This window comes from Aminobacter sp. AP02, from assembly GCF_003148805.1.
Classification (GTDB): Bacteria; Pseudomonadota; Alphaproteobacteria; order Rhizobiales; family Rhizobiaceae; genus Aminobacter.
The window spans coordinates 79,015-95,056 of the sequence record NZ_QGGX01000003.1 but is presented as its reverse complement, the minus strand read 5'-3'; the positions used below and the strand labels follow the sequence as shown (position 1 = coordinate 95,056).

The 16,042-nt window shown below is 62.5% G+C and carries 13 protein-coding genes; 10 read left to right on the top strand and 3 right to left on the bottom strand.

Going from position 1 to position 16,042, the window contains the following annotated elements:
* Positions 1 to 232 precede the first annotated feature (232 nt).
* A complete protein-coding gene (locus C8K44_RS04280; protein ID WP_109574796.1) occupies positions 233 to 1,096 on the top strand; it encodes a TIGR01459 family HAD-type hydrolase in 864 nt (287 codons plus the stop codon).
* Between the two features lie 8 nt (positions 1,097 to 1,104).
* Positions 1,105 to 2,088: a bifunctional riboflavin kinase/FAD synthetase gene (locus tag C8K44_RS04275; RefSeq protein ID WP_109574533.1), complete on the top strand. Its 984-nt coding sequence runs from the start codon at positions 1,105 to 1,107 to the stop codon at positions 2,086 to 2,088.
* Here C8K44_RS04275 and C8K44_RS04270 read toward each other — a convergent pair.
* A complete protein-coding gene (locus C8K44_RS04270) occupies positions 2,085 to 2,630 on the bottom strand; it encodes an HdeD family acid-resistance protein (protein ID WP_109574532.1) in 546 nt (181 codons plus the stop codon). The genes C8K44_RS04275 and C8K44_RS04270 overlap by 4 nt on opposite strands.
* Positions 2,631 to 2,846: 216 nt before the next feature.
* On the opposite strand from C8K44_RS04270, the gene C8K44_RS04265 reads away from it, so the two are divergent.
* The 3 genes from C8K44_RS04265 (at position 2,847) to C8K44_RS04255 (ending at position 7,608) form a co-directional block, all read left to right on the top strand.
* Positions 2,847 to 3,650 carry a MipA/OmpV family protein gene (locus tag C8K44_RS04265; RefSeq protein ID WP_109574531.1) on the top strand — a complete coding sequence of 268 codons (804 nt, stop codon included), beginning with the start codon at positions 2,847 to 2,849 and terminating at the stop codon, positions 3,648 to 3,650.
* Between the two features lie 232 nt (positions 3,651 to 3,882).
* Entirely contained in the window at positions 3,883 to 6,804 is a 2,922-nt protein-coding gene (gene ileS, locus C8K44_RS04260) for an isoleucine--tRNA ligase (RefSeq protein WP_109574530.1), read from the top strand.
* Positions 6,805 to 6,990: 186 nt separating this feature from the next.
* Positions 6,991 to 7,608 (top strand): hypothetical protein, encoded by a 618-nt coding sequence (locus C8K44_RS04255; protein WP_199227008.1) that lies wholly within the window; start codon positions 6,991 to 6,993, stop codon positions 7,606 to 7,608.
* A gap of 26 nt (positions 7,609 to 7,634) precedes the next feature.
* Here C8K44_RS04255 and C8K44_RS04250 read toward each other — a convergent pair whose 3' ends face one another.
* Entirely contained in the window at positions 7,635 to 8,087 is a 453-nt protein-coding gene (locus C8K44_RS04250) for a nucleoside deaminase (RefSeq protein ID WP_109574528.1), read from the bottom strand.
* 76 nt (positions 8,088 to 8,163) lie between these two features.
* On the opposite strand from C8K44_RS04250, the gene C8K44_RS04245 reads away from it, so the two are divergent.
* The 5 genes from C8K44_RS04245 to C8K44_RS04225 all read left to right on the top strand — a co-directional run bounded on the left by C8K44_RS04245 (position 8,164) and on the right by C8K44_RS04225 (position 14,515).
* The gene (locus tag C8K44_RS04245; protein ID WP_109574527.1) at positions 8,164 to 10,293 is read left to right on the top strand and encodes a pseudouridine synthase; all 2,130 of its coding nucleotides are present in this window, start codon (positions 8,164 to 8,166) and stop codon (positions 10,291 to 10,293) included.
* A complete protein-coding gene (gene rsmD / locus C8K44_RS04240) occupies positions 10,293 to 10,847 on the top strand; it encodes a 16S rRNA (guanine(966)-N(2))-methyltransferase RsmD (protein WP_109574526.1) in 555 nt (184 codons plus the stop codon). The genes C8K44_RS04245 and rsmD overlap by 1 nt, the downstream gene beginning before the upstream one ends.
* Positions 10,848 to 10,960: 113 nt before the next feature.
* Positions 10,961 to 12,334: a pitrilysin family protein gene (locus C8K44_RS04235; protein WP_109574525.1), complete on the top strand. Its 1,374-nt coding sequence runs from the start codon at positions 10,961 to 10,963 to the stop codon at positions 12,332 to 12,334.
* A gap of 4 nt (positions 12,335 to 12,338) precedes the next feature.
* The gene (locus C8K44_RS04230) at positions 12,339 to 13,697 is read left to right on the top strand and encodes a pitrilysin family protein (RefSeq protein WP_109574524.1); all 1,359 of its coding nucleotides are present in this window, start codon (positions 12,339 to 12,341) and stop codon (positions 13,695 to 13,697) included.
* The gene (locus C8K44_RS04225; RefSeq protein ID WP_109574523.1) at positions 13,694 to 14,515 is read left to right on the top strand and encodes a patatin-like phospholipase family protein; all 822 of its coding nucleotides are present in this window, start codon (positions 13,694 to 13,696) and stop codon (positions 14,513 to 14,515) included. The genes C8K44_RS04230 and C8K44_RS04225 overlap by 4 nt, the downstream gene beginning before the upstream one ends.
* Positions 14,516 to 14,526: 11 nt before the next feature.
* Here C8K44_RS04225 and C8K44_RS04220 read toward each other — a convergent pair whose 3' ends face one another.
* On the bottom strand, positions 14,527 to 15,957 hold the full coding sequence (locus C8K44_RS04220) for an MATE family efflux transporter (protein ID WP_109574522.1): 1,431 nt from the start codon (positions 15,955 to 15,957) through the stop codon (positions 14,527 to 14,529).
* Positions 15,958 to 16,042: the final 85 nt, after the last annotated feature.

The following is a 16,042-nucleotide window of genomic DNA, read 5'->3' as shown; positions in this document are numbered from 1 at the left end:
CAGGGGACGATCTCACAAAATCCTTAAATTAGCGGTTTTCGGATCATCGAGAAAATGCAGTTCCGAATTTGCCTGTCGTTTACCATGCGGATGCCTTTGGCGGCGACAGTTTTAGTTGCCGCAATGGATGTCCGAGGTGAAAGCTGGTGACAGGACGGGCCGGTTCAGATAATTCCGGGCTGCTTGGCCGACCGGCCAAATTCTCCCGATGGGACCGATCGAAGGACAGACAATGGCCGGCTTGCCTCAATCAATCGCGTCGCTTGAAACGCTGACTGGCCGCTACTCGGCCCTGCTGTGCGACGTCTGGGGCGTAATTCACAACGGCGTGGAAGCTTTTGCCGAAGCGGCAGCGGCCCTGCACGCGGCACGCGAGAAGGGGGTGGCGGTGGTCCTGATCACCAATGCGCCGCGTCCGCGCGAAGGCGTCATCGCCCAGCTGGCCAATCTGGGTGTGCCCACGTCCGCCTGGGACCGGGTCGTCACGTCCGGCGATGTCACGCGTGACCTGATCCGCTCAGGGCCTCGCCGCGTCTTCCATATCGGCCCCGATCGCGACTACCCGCTCTATAATGGCCTCGACATCGAACTGGTCGAAGAATTTGAGGCCGCTACAGTGGTCTGCACCGGGCTTTTTGACGACGAGACCGAAACGCCCGACGATTATTCCGAGATGCTTCGCCGGCTGCGTGCGCGCAATCTTCCCTTCATCTGCGCCAACCCCGATATCGTCGTCGAGCGCGGCCACGAATTGATCTGGTGCGCCGGCGCCCTTGCCCGCGACTACGGGCAACTTGGTGGACGCACGCTGGTTTCCGGCAAGCCGCACCGCCCTATCTATGAGGCAGCACTCGCCGCTGCCGGCGAAGTGCTCGGCCGCGAGGTTGACAGATCCGAGGCGCTCGCCGTCGGCGACGGCATGTTCACCGACGTCAAGGGTGCTGCGGATAATGGCATTGATGTGCTCTATGTCTCAGGCGGCATCCACGCCCGCGACTATGGGGAGCATGCTCACATGCCGGATACGGCCAAGCTTGCCGCCTTTCTCGACAAGCACGGTTATGCACCGGTCGCCACCATTCCGAAGCTTCGGTAGGCAAGGCGATGGAACAGGGCTTTATCCGCGTTTCAGGCGAGGAAGCCGTGCCGGCGCGGCTGCGCGGCGGTGTCGTTGCCATCGGCAATTTCGATGGCATCCATCGGGGCCACCTGGCGGTATTGGAACGCGCTCTGGAAGAGGCGCGTCGGCACAATGTGCCGGCACTCGTGCTGACCTTTGAGCCGCACCCGCGCAAAGTGTTCCGTCCCGACATTCCGCTGTTTGTGCTGACGCCGCCCCATGTCAAGGCGCGGCTTCTTGAGGCGCTCGGCTTCGCAGCCGTGATAGAGCGGCCCTTCACCGGCGAATTCTCCAGTCTCTCGGCCGAGGACTTCGTCACCGCCATTTTGGAGCAGCAGCTCGGCATCAGCCATGTGGTGACCGGTTTCGATTTCCATTTCGGCAAGAACCGGCAAGGCGGCCCAGCCTTCCTGATGGCTGCGGGCGAACGTCACGGATTTGGCGTGACCCTGGTCGACGCGTTTCGCGACGAGGGTGCCGAGATCATCTCGTCGAGCCGCATCCGCGAGCTGCTTGCTGCCGGAGAAGCGGCCGAAGCAGCGGGCCTACTTGGCTATCGCTACACGGTCGAGGCCGAGGTGGTGGGCGGTGCGAAGCTTGGCCGTACGCTGGGGTTTCCGACAGCCAACATGCGGCTCTCACCCGAAACAGGGCTGAAGGAGGGCATCTATGCCGTCCGCTTTCGCCGTGCCGACGGCACTTTGTTTGACGGCGTGGCAAGTTTCGGCCGGCGCCCGACCGTGAACGACAATGGCGCGCCGTTGCTCGAAACTTTCGTCTTCGATTTTTCCGGCGATCTCTATGGCGAGGTCGCGTCGGTTTCGCTGTTCGGCTATCTCAGGGGCGAAGTGAAGTTCGACGGCCTTGACCCGCTGGTTGCCCAGATGAAGCAAGACGAAGCCGAGGCGAGGGCGCTGCTCTCTGGCGTGCGCCCTCTCTCGGAACTTGACCAGGCTATCGCCTTTTAAGCAACCTTCCTGAGGCCCAGGCCAAAGGCGATGTAGGTGATGCCCTGGACGATAAGGTCAACGGCGAGAAAGATGCCGAGGATAAACAGGCTGTTTACCGGCCAGCCGGCCGCAATGACCAGGCCGGCGAGCACGGTGATGACCCCGGAGAACACGACCCAGCCCCAGCCTTCGAGCCCCTTGCTCGTGAAGCCGATCCAGATGCGCATGACACCCGACGCAATCAGGCTGATTGCCAGAAACAGTGTCAGGATTGCTGTCGTCAGCAGCGGGTTGGTGAAGGCCAGGTAGCCGGCGACGACATAGAGGATGCCGCTCAGCAGCCACCAGAAGAACGTGCCCCAGCTTTTCACACCGAAGGCATGCACGATCTCGATCACGCCGGCCACGATCATCAGCGTCCCGACGAAAAGCACCGATGCGGCGGTCGCGACCATAAGATTGCCCGCAGCGATGATACCCAAGGCAAGTACAAGTACACCAAGCGCTACGAACCAACCCCATTTCGAACGCACTTGCGGCAGTTGTTCTGAAATAGCCATCGAACCCGTCTCCTTGAAATGATCGGTCCTCAATTAAGGGTGGCACTATGCCCGTCTCGGAGGCTAGCCTCGCCAACCGAGTCGGTCCAGTGGCGGCCTGTCTGAGGAGAGAAATAAACCTTTGTGTCGGCAGCAAAATTTAATTCAAATTTTACGCTGTTGGCATCAAAGCCAGTTCTTCCTGGCGATTGGGTTTGTGGTGTACGCGGGGTTGTGATGGCGTCTATCGGTTGTATTTCGGCAGCGGTTTCGGTTCTGGTTCTGGCAAGCGGTGCGGCAACGGCGGACGAGGGCGCTTTCGGCTGGTTCTCGGGCGACTGGTATCTGACACTTGGCGCGACCGGCATGGTTCGTCCAAGCTTCGAAGGCTCGAAGTCTTACATGCTGAGCGCTCTGCCGATCGTGTCGCTCGGCAAGGCTGGCCCCGAACTCCGCTATTCCTCACGAAACGACAACATATCGCTTGCGCTGATCGACGACGGCGTCGTTCGCGCCGGCGTTGCCGGAAAGATCAATTTTGGTCGCGATGCCGACGATGAGTTGCAGGGATTGGCCGACATCCCCTGGGGCGGCGAGCTCGGCGGCTTCTTCGAGTTCTATCCGACGGACTGGATGCGCGCGCGCGCCGAGCTGCGCCATGGCATCAGGTCGCATAACGGCTTCGTTGCCGACATAGCGGTGGATGCGTTCCACGATGTCGCGCCGAACGTTCGCGTTTCGGGCGGGCCACGCGTCTCGTTTGCGTCGGCCGACTATTTTGAAACCTATTACGGCGTGAACGCACAGCAATCGGCCGCTTCCGGACTTGGCCAGTACGACCCTGGCAGTGGCATCAATTCGGTTGGCGTCGGTGGCGCGATCGGCTGGAAGGCTACCGATAATGTCGTCGCGAGCCTGTTCACCGAGTACTCCAGGCTGATGGGACCGGCAGGGGATTCCACCATCGTCAAGGAACGTGGCTCGCGCAATCAGGTGACGGTCGGGGTCTCGACAAGCTACCGGTTCGACTTCAACCTTTGATCTCAAGCGAATTAGACGCTTTATTCCGCGCTGGACCTCCGCTAAAAGCGCGGCCATGAGATTTTTTGCGCCCGTCTTCGCGACCGCGATACGAATTACAGGCCCGGCCTTCCGGGTGGCCTGAGGCTGTCCGCAAGTCCGGGACTTTTTGCCTGCGCGCCGCACGGCGCCTTTTTCACATCATGACAGTTGAACGCCCGTGGCAGCTTTGCCGGGCAAGATGGCAAGACAAATGACCGATACGTCCGTAAAGATCGACTATTCCAAGACCCTTTACCTGCCGCAGACGGAGTTTCCGATGCGCGCCGGCCTGCCTGAGAAGGAGCCCGTGACGGTTGCCCGCTGGCAGAAGATGGATCTCTACAAGCGCCTGCGCGAGAGTGCCGCCGGCCGCGAGAAGTATGTGCTGCATGACGGCCCGCCCTACGCCAATGGCAACATCCACATCGGCCATGCGCTGAACAAGATCCTAAAGGACGTCATCACCCGCTCGTTCCAGATGCGCGGCTACGACTCCAATTACGTGCCGGGCTGGGACTGCCACGGCCTGCCGATCGAGTGGAAGATCGAGGAAAAGTACCGCGCCGCCGGCAAGAACAAGGACGAGGTCGAGATCAACGAGTTCCGTAGGGAATGTCGTGAGTTCGCCGCCGGCTGGATCGGTATCCAGGCCGAGGAATTCCAGCGTCTCGGCGTCGTCGGCGATTTCAAGAATCCCTACACAACCATGAACTTCCACGCCGAAGCGCGTATCGCTGGCGAGCTGTTGAAGTTCGCCATGTCGGGCCAGCTCTACCGTGGCTCCAAGCCGGTGATGTGGTCGGTTGTCGAGCGTACCGCCCTTGCCGAAGCTGAGGTTGAGTACCAGGACTACGAGAGCGACACGATCTGGGTGAAATTCCCCGTGGCGACCGGGTCTGACACACTGGCCGGCGCGCATGTCGTCATCTGGACGACGACGCCCTGGACCATCCCCGGCAACCGCGCGGTCAACTATTCGCCGCGCGTAGGCTACAGCCTTTACGAAGTCACGGCAGCCGAAAATGACTTCGGTCCACAACCGGGCGAAAAGCTGATCTTTGCCGATGCCTTGGCCGAAGAGTCCGAAGCGAAAGCCAAGATCAAGTTGAATCGTCTTCGCAGCGTATCGGCCGATGAGCTTGGAAACCTTACGCTTTCCCACCCGTTCGAAGGGCTCGCGGGTGGCTATGCGTTTCCCGTCCCAATGCTCGCAGGCGACCATGTCACCGACGACGCCGGTACCGGTTTCGTCCACACGTCGCCAAGCCACGGCCGCGAGGACTTCGACGCCTGGATGGATGCTGTCGCCGAACTGGAAAAGCGCGGCATCGATACGCGCCTGCCTTTCCCCGTCGATGATGCCGGCTACTACACCAAGGACGCGCCGGGCTTCGGTCCGGATCGCGATGGCGGAGCGGCACGCGTCATCGACGATCACGGCAAGAAGGGCGATGCCAACAAGGCCGTCATCGACGAGTTGATCAAGCGCGGCGCGCTGTTTGCGCGCGGACGCCTCAAGCACAGCTACCCCCACAGCTGGCGCTCGAAGAAGCCGGTCATCTTCCGCAATACGCCGCAGTGGTTTATCTACATGGACAAGCAACTCGGCGACGGCACGACGCTGCGCAGCCGTGCGCTGCAGGCCATCGACGACACTCGCTTCGTGCCGGCGGCCGGCCAGACGCGCCTGCGATCGATGATCGCGGAAAAGCCCGACTGGGTACTGTCACGTCAGCGCGCCTGGGGCGTACCGATCGCCATCTTCGCCGATGCCGACGGCAATGTGCTGAAGGACGAGGCGGTCAACGCCCGTATCGTCGAAGCTTTCGAAAAGGAAGGCGCCGATGCCTGGTTCGCCCAGGGTGCTCGCGAGCGCTTCCTGGGTTCGCGCGCCAATGAGCCGTGGAAGCAGGTAATGGACATCCTGGATGTCTGGTTCGACTCGGGCTCGACGCATGCGTTTACTCTGGAGGACCGGCCGGATCTCAAGTGGCCGGCTGACGTCTATCTCGAAGGCTCCGACCAGCATCGCGGCTGGTTTCATTCTTCCTTGATCGAAGCATGCGGCACGCGTGGCCGTGCGCCCTACAAGGCCGTCGTCACCCATGGTTTCACCATGGACGAAGAAGGCCGCAAGATGTCGAAATCGCTCGGCAACACGGTCGTCCCCCAGGACGTCATGAAGCAGTCTGGTGCCGATATCCTGCGCCTGTGGGTGATGACGACCGACTACTGGGAAGACCAGCGCCTCGGCAAGAACGTGCTGCAGACCAACATCGACGCCTACCGCAAGCTGCGCAACACCATCCGCTGGATGCTCGGCACGCTTGCACATGACGAAGGCGAACAGGTGGCACTTGCCGAGATGCCCGAGCTTGAAAGGCTGATGCTGCACCGGCTCGCCGAACTCGATGCGCTTGTGCGCAAGGGCTATGACGAGTTCGAGTTCAAGCGCATCACCCGTGCGCTGATCGACTTCATGGTCGTCGAGCTGTCGGCCTTCTACTTCGACATCCGCAAGGACGTGCTCTATTGCGACGCGCCGTCGAGCATCCGCCGCAAGGCCGCCGTGCAGGTCGTGCGCGAGCTGTTCAACTGCCTGGTGAAGTGGCTGGCGCCGATGCTGCCCTTTACCACCGAAGAAGCATGGCTGGAGCGCAACCCGCAGGCCGAGTCGGTTCATCTCGAACAGTTCCCCGAAGTGCCGACCGAATGGCGCGACGATGCGCTGGCCGAGAAGTGGCGCAAGATCCGCCAGGTTCGCGGCGTCGTCACCGGCGCCCTGGAGCTGGAGCGCGCCAAAAAGACCATCGGCTCGTCGCTCGAGGCGGTTCCCGTGGTCTACATGACCGACGCGGTGCTCGAAGAGGCGCTTGACGGCATCGACCTGGCCGAAATCTGCATCACCAGCGATCTGGTCATCTCGCATGAGGATGCCTCGGCTGATTCTTTTGTCTTGCGCGAAGTTCCGGGCGTGGCGGTTGTCGTGGAGAAGGCCGAGGGCCGGGGGCTGACCAAGTGCGCGCGCTCCTGGCGCTACACAAGCGACGTCGGCTCGGACGCGGTGTTTGCCGATGTCTCGGCCCGCGATGCCGCGGCATTGCGTGAACTGCAGGCGCTGGGTCGGCTGTAGGATTATCGAATTGCAACGACCGGCATGACGCTGTCAGCCGGTCGTTGCCCTTGACGGCTCGTTAAGGTAAAAGCGCGAAACTTCGGCAGACAAATTGTCGCCGGAATTCCGTCGGATGAGCATACGGACCGGGACACGGCTCAAGGCCGGCATCTAGCGAGAGGCGTTCGAGTGAAAATTACTGGCATGACGGACCGCATCAGCGCGCGCGGAGCTTTGCTTGCGTCGCTCGCCGTTTCCGGCCTGGCGCTTACGGGCTGCATGAGCGCGCCCACCTACGGTACCGACAAGTCGGCGACCACGCAGCTTGCCAGCGACTTGACGAACATCGTGTCGTTGAAGCCGAAGACCAACAGCATCGACTATAAGCCTCGTCCGGAACTGGTGAAGCCGAAGACCGGGGCACAGGCCGCTTTGCCGACCCCGCAGGACAACATCGTCCAGACCGCGAGCGCTGATTGGCCCGAATCGCCCGAGGCGCGCCGTGCGCGAATCCGCGATGACGCGACCAAGAATCGCGACAATCCGAACTTCGAGCCCCAGGTCATCAACGACATGTCGGCGTTGAACGGGCCCGACATGAGCACGTGGACGCCTGAACAGCGCAAGCTCGAGATCGAGCGCCGCCTGCGCGAGAGCAAGCAGGGCAGCGCAACTACACGCAAGTATCTGAGCGAGCCGCCTCTGGCTTACCGCCAGGCCGCTGCCACGGCTGCCCAGGATGAACTCGGCGAAGACGAGGTCAAGAAGGAGCGCCGCAAGAAGCAGCTTGCCAAGAAGAGCAGCAGCTGGTGGCCGTTCTGATCCAGCGTTGACGACGTCGCGACTTTTTAGAGGTCGCGACGGTCCTTGAAGAAGCCTTTGAGTATTTCGGCCGCGCGCGTTTCGCCTATCCCGGGATAGACGTCGGGCGCGTGGTGGCAGGTCGGCGAAGCGAAGAAGCGCACGCCACTGACAACAGCACCGCCCTTGTCGTCCGATGCGCCGAAATAAAGCCGTCTCAGTCGAGCGAATGAAATGGCTGCGGCGCACATCGTGCAGGGTTCCAGCGTGACATAAAGATCGTGGCCAGTGAGCCGCTCGGAGCCAAATTTCTCCGACGCCTCGCGGATGGCCAGCACTTCGGCATGGGCCGTGACGTCGTTGAGTTCGCGGGTGCGGTTACCGGCGCGCGCGACGATTTCGCTGCCACGGACGATGACCGCTCCTATCGGCACTTCGCCGCGTTCGGCCGCAGCTTCCGCCTCCGCGAAGGCCAAGGCCATGTAATCGGGCCGTTTCACGCCACAACCATCCTGTTACCCCTCGCTAACCCCCGAGCTTCCTGTTATCTAGCCGCCGAAAAGGGCAAAGGCCACCATGGACGACGATCGAAAAAAATTCCCGCGCAAGGGCGGTTCCAAACCAGCTGGCGCAGGTGCCCGTGACGGTGCTCCGAAGAAATTCGGCAAGCCGCGCGCTGAAGGGGGCGCCAAGCCGTTTGCGAAGAAGCCGTTTGTGAAGCGCTCCGAAGGCGCCGAAGGTGGCGAACGCCCAAAGCGTGATTACGCTCCGCGCGACGGTGCTGCCCGTCCAGAACGCTCGGCAGCCCCGTTCCGCAAGGGACCGCGCCCCGAGGGCAAACCCTACGAGAAGCGCGAAGGCGACCGCTCCTTTGGCGACAAGCCCTTCGCCAAGAAGCCATACGTGAAGCGCGCTGAAGGCGGCGAACGCCCTAAGCGCGATTACGCTCCGCGCGACGGTTCAGCGCGTCCCGAACGCTCGGCAGCGCCGTTCCGAAAGGGGCCACGCCCCGAGGGCAAGTCCTACGAAGGCCGCGAAGGCGGTCGCTCTTTTGGCGACAAGCCCTATCGTCCGCGTCACGCCGAAGGTGCCGAGGGCAGCGAGCGTCCGCGCCGCGAATACCATGGCGATCGTCCGCGTGACGGCGAAGCACGGCCCGAGCGCTCCGAGCGTCCGTTTCACAAGGGGCCTCGCCCGGAAGGCAGGCCTTTCGAAAAGCGCGAGGGGTATCAGGGCAAGTCTTACGAAAAGCGTGAAGGCGGTGCTGCGCGCCCCGGCCGGTTCGACCGTGATCAGCCGCGCGGCGAAGGCGAGGCAAGGACGTTCCGCCCGAGGCCTGACGGCGACCGCCGCCCGAAGACCGAGGGCTTCAAGCCGCGTTCGCGCGCTCCCGAGGACGCGCCTGAGCCGGGCGAGCGCATCGCCAAGCGCCTGGCGCGTGCGGGCCTTGCCTCGCGTCGCGATGCCGAGGAGCTGATCGCCGCCGGCCGGGTCAAGGTCAATAACAAGGTGCTGGAGTCGCCGGCGGTCAATGTCATGCCGGACGACATCATCCATCTCGATGGCATGGAAATCCCGCCGATCGAGCGCACGCGGCTGTTCCTGTTCCACAAGCCGGCAGGTGTTGTCACAACTAACCGCGATCCCGAAGGCCGCAAGACGGTCTTTGACGTGCTGCCGCAGGAACTGCCGCGCCTGATGACCATCGGCCGGCTCGACATCAACACCGAAGGCCTTTTGCTGCTCACCAATGACGGCGGGCTGTCGCGCGTGCTCGAGCTGCCGGCGACGGGCTGGCTGCGCCGCTACCGCGTGCGCGTCCATGGCAAGGTCGAGCAGAAGACCCTGGACGGGCTCAAGGACGGCATCGCCGTGGATGGCGTGTTCTACGGCTCGATCGAAGCGACGCTTGATCGCGAGCAGGGCAGCAATGCCTGGATCACCATCGGCCTGCGCGAAGGCAAGAACCGCGAGGTCAAGAACATCCTCGGCGCGCTCGGCCTGGAAGTGAATCGCCTGATCCGCATCTCCTACGGTCCGTTCCAGCTCGGCGAACTGCCTGAGGGCCATGTTCAGGAGATCAAGGGCAAGATGCTGCGCGACCAGCTCGGCGAGCGGCTGATCGAGGAGTCGGGTGCCAATTTCGACGCCGACATCGTCAAGCCGTTCTCCAACAAGCCGACGTTCCGCCGCGAGGCGCCACGCGTTGAAGAGCCGGAGCGTCCCAAGTTCCAGCGCGACGGCGAGCGCGGTCGCATCGGCGAGGGCGGTCTGATCAAGAACCGCAAGCGTTCCAACGAGCGTCACCGCGAGGACGTGCTTGGCCGACTGTCGACCGAGCGCCCCAGCTTTGGCGACAGGCCCAAATTTGGCGACAAACCCAAGTTCGGTGACAAGCCAAAATTCGGTGACAAGCCGAAGTTCGGCGACAGGCCCAAGTTTGGCGGCAAGAAGGGCGACGAACGCGAAAAGAAGCCGTTCGAAACCCCTGGCGCACGCAAGGCCAATGTCTGGATGGCACCGGGCGCCCGTCCGCAGAGCGAAAAGGCCAAGGCCGACGCTGCAGCGAGGCCGCCGCGCGGCAAGCCTGACTTCGACAAGCCTCGTTCCGACAAGCCTCGCTTTGACAAGCCACGTTCCGACAAGCCAAGGGGCGATGGCCCGCGTGGCGGACGGCCCGGCGGTCCACGCCGGGATCGCGGCTGATGCGGGTTGTTGGTGGCGAACTGCGCGGCAGGCCGTTGGCCACGCCGCGTGACAACGCCATTCGCCCCACCACCGACCGCACCCGCGAGGCGGTGTTCAACATGCTTGCCCACCGCTTCGGTGACAGTCTCGAAAGCGCGCGCGTGCTCGATCTTTTCGCGGGCACCGGCGCGCTCGGCATCGAGGCGCTGTCGCGTGGCGCGTCCTACTGCGTGTTCATAGAGGAATCGGCGGAGGGCCGCGGGCTCATCCGCACCAATGTCGAAAGTTTCGGCTTGACCGGCCGAACCAAGATCTTCCGCCGCGATGCCACCGGTCTTGGCGACGCGGGAACACTCGGGCCCTTTGGCCTGGTCTTCGCCGATCCGCCCTATGGCAAGGGGCTCGGCGAAAAGGCGTTGCGCTCGGCGCGTGCCGGCGGCTGGCTTGCTCCCGGTGCGCTCTGCGTGGTCGAGGAGGTGGCGACTGCTCCTTTCGAGCCCGGCCCCGGCTTTGCCATCGTGGACGAGCGCTCCTACGGCGAGACGGTGATCCGCTTCATTCAGGCCGAATAGCTGGCGGCGCCTGACTTCGGCCTCTTTCCGGTCCGAAGATTACGAACAATTCACTTCCCGCCGCTTCATGCCAAAGCCTATAAGGCAGGCACGTCTACAACCAGAGGCAGTCGATGATATTGGGTTTTTTGCGAGCCAAAGGTTCGCTGCCGGCCGCACTCGCCTTGGGCCTGGCCTGGGCAGCGCCGGCTCTGGCCGAAGTACCGCCGAGCGACTGGACGGTCACCAGTTTCACGCTCGACAATGGCATGCAGGTCGTGGTCATCCCAGACCACCGCGCGCCGATCGTCACCCACATGGTCTGGTACAAGGTCGGCAGCGCCGACGAAATGCCAGGCAAGTCGGGTATCGCGCACTTCTTCGAGCATCTGATGTTCAAAGGCACCGCCAACCATAAGGCGGGCGAGTTCGGACAGAAGGTCGCTGAAATCGGCGGCAGCGAGAACGCCTTCACCACTTATGACTATACCGCCTATCACCAGACGGTCACGCCGGCTGCACTTGAAACGATGATGAGTTTCGAGGCCGACCGGATGCGCAATCTGGTGCTGACCGACGCGGTGATCGGGCCTGAGCGCGACGTTATCCTCGAAGAGCGCCGTGCGCGAGTCGAGACCAATCCCGGGGCGCTGCTCAACGAGGAAGTGGACGCGACGCTTTTCCAGAACGAGCCTTACCGGATACCGGTGATCGGCTGGATGCATGAGATTGAAAAGCTCAACCGGGTCGACGCAACCGCCTTCTACAACCAGTACTACGCGCCCAACAACGCTATCCTGATCGTAGCCGGCGATGTCGAGCCCGATACCGTCAAGGCGCTGGCCGAAAAGACCTATGGCAAGGTCGCGCGTGGGCCGGACCTTCCGCCGCGCATTCGCCCGAAGGAGCCTGAGCACAACACCAAGCGCACAGTCGAGCTGACCGACGAGCGCGTCAGCATTCCGAGTTTCTCCAAGGCCTGGGTCGTGCCTTCCTATCAGACCGCCAAGGCTGGCGAGGCCGAGGCGCTTGACCTGCTTTCGGAGATACTTGGTGGCGGAAACCGGAGCCGGCTTTATCAAGGGTTGGTCGTCAAGGACGGGATCGCCTCGTCCGCAGGCGCCATGTTCGAAGGCACGATGGTCGATGACACCAGCTTCACCGTCTATGGCGCGCCGCGCGGCGAAGCCGGACTGGAGCAGGTTGAAGCGGCGGTCGATGTCGAGATCCGCCGCATCATCAACGATGGCGTGACCGCCGACGAACTTGACAAGGCCAAGGACCGTTTCGTGCGCGCCATGATCTTTGCACGTGACAACCAGTCGAGCATGGCCAACATCTACGGCAGCACGCTGGCAACCGGCGGAACGGTCGAAGACATCGAGAAGTGGCCCGAGAGGGTTCAGGCGGTGACTGTTGACCAGATCAAGGCGGTTGCCGCCAAGTACCTCAATCCTGACCACTCGGTCGCCGGTTACCTGCTGCCGTCGAAAACTGTCGAGAAATGATCTGATGACCACGCTCACGGCAATGCGTTTCAGGGTGCTTGTATCGGCGATGACGCTGACGCTGGCGCTGATGTTTCTGGTGCTGCCGGCTGTTGTCGCCGCGCGCGCCGAGGTGAGGATCCAGGAGGTCAAGTCCGACAAGGGCATCACGGCCTGGCTGGTCGAGGACTATTCGGTGCCGATCATCGCAATCAAATTCCGGTTTGATGGCGGTAGCACCCAGGACCCGCTCGGCAAGGAAGGACTTGGCAATCTGATGACCGGGCTTTTCGACGAAGGTGCCGGTGATCTCGACAGCGAAGCTTTCCAGACCAAGCTCGACGAAGCCGGCGCCGAAATGGGTTTCAGCGAAAGCAAGGACGCCGTCGGCGGCGGCATGCGCATGCTGGCCGACAGACAAGATGAGGCCTTCGATCTTTTGGAGCTTGCGGTCGAAAAGCCGCGCTTCGACCAGGCGCCGATCGACCGGATGCGTTCGCAGATCATTTCCGGCATCGTCGCCAATGCGCGCGACCCCGAAACCCAGGCCTCGCGCAAATGGGCGGAGGCGATCTACAGCTCGCATCCCTACGCGCGCCCGGACACCGGCACGGAGGCATCGCTGGCAACCGTCACCGCGGAAGATCTGCGCGCCTTCCACAAGGCCAATTTCACGCGTGAAAACCTGCATGTTGCGGTCGTTGGCGCAATTGACGCTGAAACGCTGAAGAAGCGGCTCGACGAGGTCTTCGGCGACCTGCCGGAGAAGGCGCAGCTGCGCCCGGTCGAACGCGCTGAACCGAAGCTTGGCCAGACAATGCATATCGAGTACCCGCTGCCGCAGACTTCGTTGCAACTGGTCTATCCTGGCGTGTCGCGCGAGGCGCCCGATTTCCTCGCCGCTGCTCTCATGGATCATATTCTTGGCGGTGGGACGTTCTCGTCGCGCCTGTTCGACGAAGTGCGTGAAAAGCGCGGCCTGGCCTATAGCGTCAGCTCGGCGCTCATCGATCAGGCGCATTCGGCATCGCTGGTCATTGGCACGGCAACCCGTTCGGACCGGTCGGCCGAAACACTTGGCGTCATTCGCGACGTCGTGCGCAAGATGGCGGAAGAGGGGCCAACCGAGGCCGAACTCGATGCGGCCAAGAAGTACATGATCGGTGCCTACGCAATTAACAACCTGGATTCTTCGGGCGCGATTGCAGGCACTCTGGTCGATCTGCAGACCGACAAGCTCGGCATCGATTACATCCAGCGGCGCGTCGATCTCATCAACGCCGTCAAGCTCGATGACGTGAAGGCGGCAGCACGCAAGCTGCTGTCGGTCGAACCGGCAATCATGATCCTCGGCCCCAAGCTGGCCGAGGCAACAAAGGGATGAGCGCGACCTTCGCGCTGGCACTGGGTGGCGGCGGCGCACGCGGCCTCGCCCATATCCATGTCATCGAAGCGCTGGACGAACTGGGGATCAAGCCGGTGGCCATCGCCGGTTCGTCCATCGGTGCCGTCATGGGAGCTGGCATGGCCGCAGGCCTGACAGGCCGCGAGATACATGAGCATGCGCGTGCGGTACTTGGCCGGCCAGCTGAAGTAGCCAGCCGCATGTGGCGTGCCAGGCCCGGCACACTTTCGGAAATGGTCGAAGCCGGCATCAGGGTTACTCAGTTCAATGTCGAGCGGATACTCAAGGCATTCCTGCCCGAGGGTGTTCCGGCAACCTTTGAAGAGCTCAAGCTGCCGCTGAAGGTGACGGCGACCGATTATTATGGCCATTGCCAGTCGGTGTTCGAGCAAGGCGAGCTGTTTTCTGCTCTGGCGGCCTCGGCCGCCATTCCGGCGGTGTTCAAGCCGGTCACGCGCGGCAACACGCTCTACATCGACGGCGGCATCTACAATCCGGTGCCGTTCGACCTGCTTGAGGGCCTTGCCGATTTTACCATTGCCATCGACGTCGTTGGCGCGCCGTTCGAAAATGGACGCAAGCAGCCCAATTCCATTGATCTGATGTTCGGGGCCAGTCAGCTGATGATGCAGTCGATCATCGCCAACAAGATCGGTCAGAATCCGCCCGACATCTTTCTCAGGCCGCCGGTGTCCCGGTTCCGTGCCCTTGACTTTCTCAAGATCGACCAGGTGATGGCCGAAACTGCTGCCATCAAGGACGAGCTAAAGCGCGCCGTGGACGAAATCCTTCAGTAGCCGGCGTTGCACTACTGCAGTGTCGATGCCTTGCCGGTCGAAAACGGCGACTGTGCCGCCGGTGGCAACGGTGGAACCGGCTCCTCCGTATGCTGGGGCTCGCTTGCGATGGCGTTGACGACGCGGAAGCAGACAAGCATCGACACCACGCCGAACACGACAGCGCCAAGGCCCCAACCGGCTATGACGCCGATCGCGCCCCAGTAATGTGCGCCGACCCAGACGAATGGGATTACGCCCAGCGTCGAGCGGCCCCAGTTGAACACCGTTGAATATGTCGGATAGCCGAGATTGTTGAACGCTGCGCTTGAGACGAAGATCGCGCCGTTGAACAGGAAGCTGCCGGCGGCGAAGTGGCAGAAGAAGACGATCAGTTCGCGGGCTACGCCTTCGGCGCCGAAAGCGCTGGCGATGGGATTGGCGAAGATCGCCAGCAGCGCCCAGACCACAAGCACATAGGCGATTGTGAACAGCAGGCTGTCACGCATCGTCGTGGTCAGGCGGTCGAATTTATGGGCGCCGTAGTTCTGGCCGAGGATCGGCCCGACTGCACCTGAAAGCGCGAAGATGACGCCAAAGGCGACAGGCACCAGGCGTCCGATGATCGCCCAGCCGGCCACGGCCTGGTCGCCGAAAGAGGCCATCTCGATCGTGACATAGGCGTTGCCGACAGGCGTCGCCACCTGGGTCAGCATGGCGGGGACGCCGATGGCGAAGAACGGTCGGACCGCTGCCCGCAGGCCACCCAGATCGGGAAGCTTGATCAGCTTGTGCACCACATGTGCACCGTGCAGCCCGATAGCCAGCATCACGAAGCGCGTCAGCACGGTAGAGATCGCAGCACCGTCGAGGCCAAGATGAAAGCCGAAGATGAGGATCGGATCGAGAATCGCGGCAGCGATGCCACTGCCGAGCGTCACGTACATTGCCCGCCGTGCGTCGCCGACGCCGCGCAGGATGCCGGTGGTGCACATGCCGAGCGCCATGATCGGGAACGATGGCAACACGATTTGGAGGAAGCGTGTCGAAAGATCGAGCGTGGGCCCGGTTGCGCCCAGCATCGACAGCATCGGACGCAGGAACGGCATCGCGGCGATGGTCAACAGCAAGGTCGCCAGCCCCATGAAAACCATCGATGCGCCACCCATGCGGGCGGCTTCCTCGCGCTGGCCACGGCCGAGGCAGCGGGCAACGAGCGCGCCGCATGCGATGGTGAAGCCGATCGAGATCGACAAGGTGAAGAACAAAAGCGTGGACGCAAACCCTATGGCGGCCGCCAGTTCTTCGACGCCGAGCCGCGAAATGTAGAAAAGATTGAGCGCATCGACGATGAAAATGGAAATCAGGCCAATCGAGCCGGTGCCAGTCATGACCACGACATGGCGCATCGTCGAGCCGGTGGTGAATTTTGCCGGAGCTGCCGCCGGGGCCTGTCTGGACATGCGATTTCCCAAGGATTTCGGCACCGAAGCGCCGCCGTCAGGTCGTTTGACCATGCACCCGCCCATTGCACAAGCGGGTTCGGGA

Excerpts from the sequence above, each read along its gene's own strand:
- C8K44_RS04280 (WP_109574796.1), top strand. The coding sequence starts at position 233 with ATGGCCGGCTTGCCTCAATCAATCGCGTCGCTTGAAACGCTGACTGGC.
- C8K44_RS04275 (WP_109574533.1), top strand. The coding sequence starts at position 1,105 with ATGGAACAGGGCTTTATCCGCGTTTCAGGCGAGGAAGCCGTGCCGGCG.
- C8K44_RS04270 (WP_109574532.1), bottom strand. The coding sequence starts at position 2,630 with ATGGCTATTTCAGAACAACTGCCGCAAGTGCGTTCGAAATGGGGTTGG.
- C8K44_RS04265 (WP_109574531.1), top strand. The coding sequence starts at position 2,847 with ATGGCGTCTATCGGTTGTATTTCGGCAGCGGTTTCGGTTCTGGTTCTG.
- ileS (WP_109574530.1), top strand. The coding sequence starts at position 3,883 with ATGACCGATACGTCCGTAAAGATCGACTATTCCAAGACCCTTTACCTG.
- C8K44_RS04255 (WP_199227008.1), top strand. The coding sequence starts at position 6,991 with ATGACGGACCGCATCAGCGCGCGCGGAGCTTTGCTTGCGTCGCTCGCC.
- C8K44_RS04245 (WP_109574527.1), top strand. The coding sequence starts at position 8,164 with ATGGACGACGATCGAAAAAAATTCCCGCGCAAGGGCGGTTCCAAACCA.
- rsmD (WP_109574526.1), top strand. The coding sequence starts at position 10,293 with ATGCGGGTTGTTGGTGGCGAACTGCGCGGCAGGCCGTTGGCCACGCCG.
- C8K44_RS04235 (WP_109574525.1), top strand. The coding sequence starts at position 10,961 with ATGATATTGGGTTTTTTGCGAGCCAAAGGTTCGCTGCCGGCCGCACTC.
- C8K44_RS04230 (WP_109574524.1), top strand. The coding sequence starts at position 12,339 with ATGACCACGCTCACGGCAATGCGTTTCAGGGTGCTTGTATCGGCGATG.
- C8K44_RS04225 (WP_109574523.1), top strand. The coding sequence starts at position 13,694 with ATGAGCGCGACCTTCGCGCTGGCACTGGGTGGCGGCGGCGCACGCGGC.
- C8K44_RS04220 (WP_109574522.1), bottom strand. The coding sequence starts at position 15,957 with ATGTCCAGACAGGCCCCGGCGGCAGCTCCGGCAAAATTCACCACCGGC.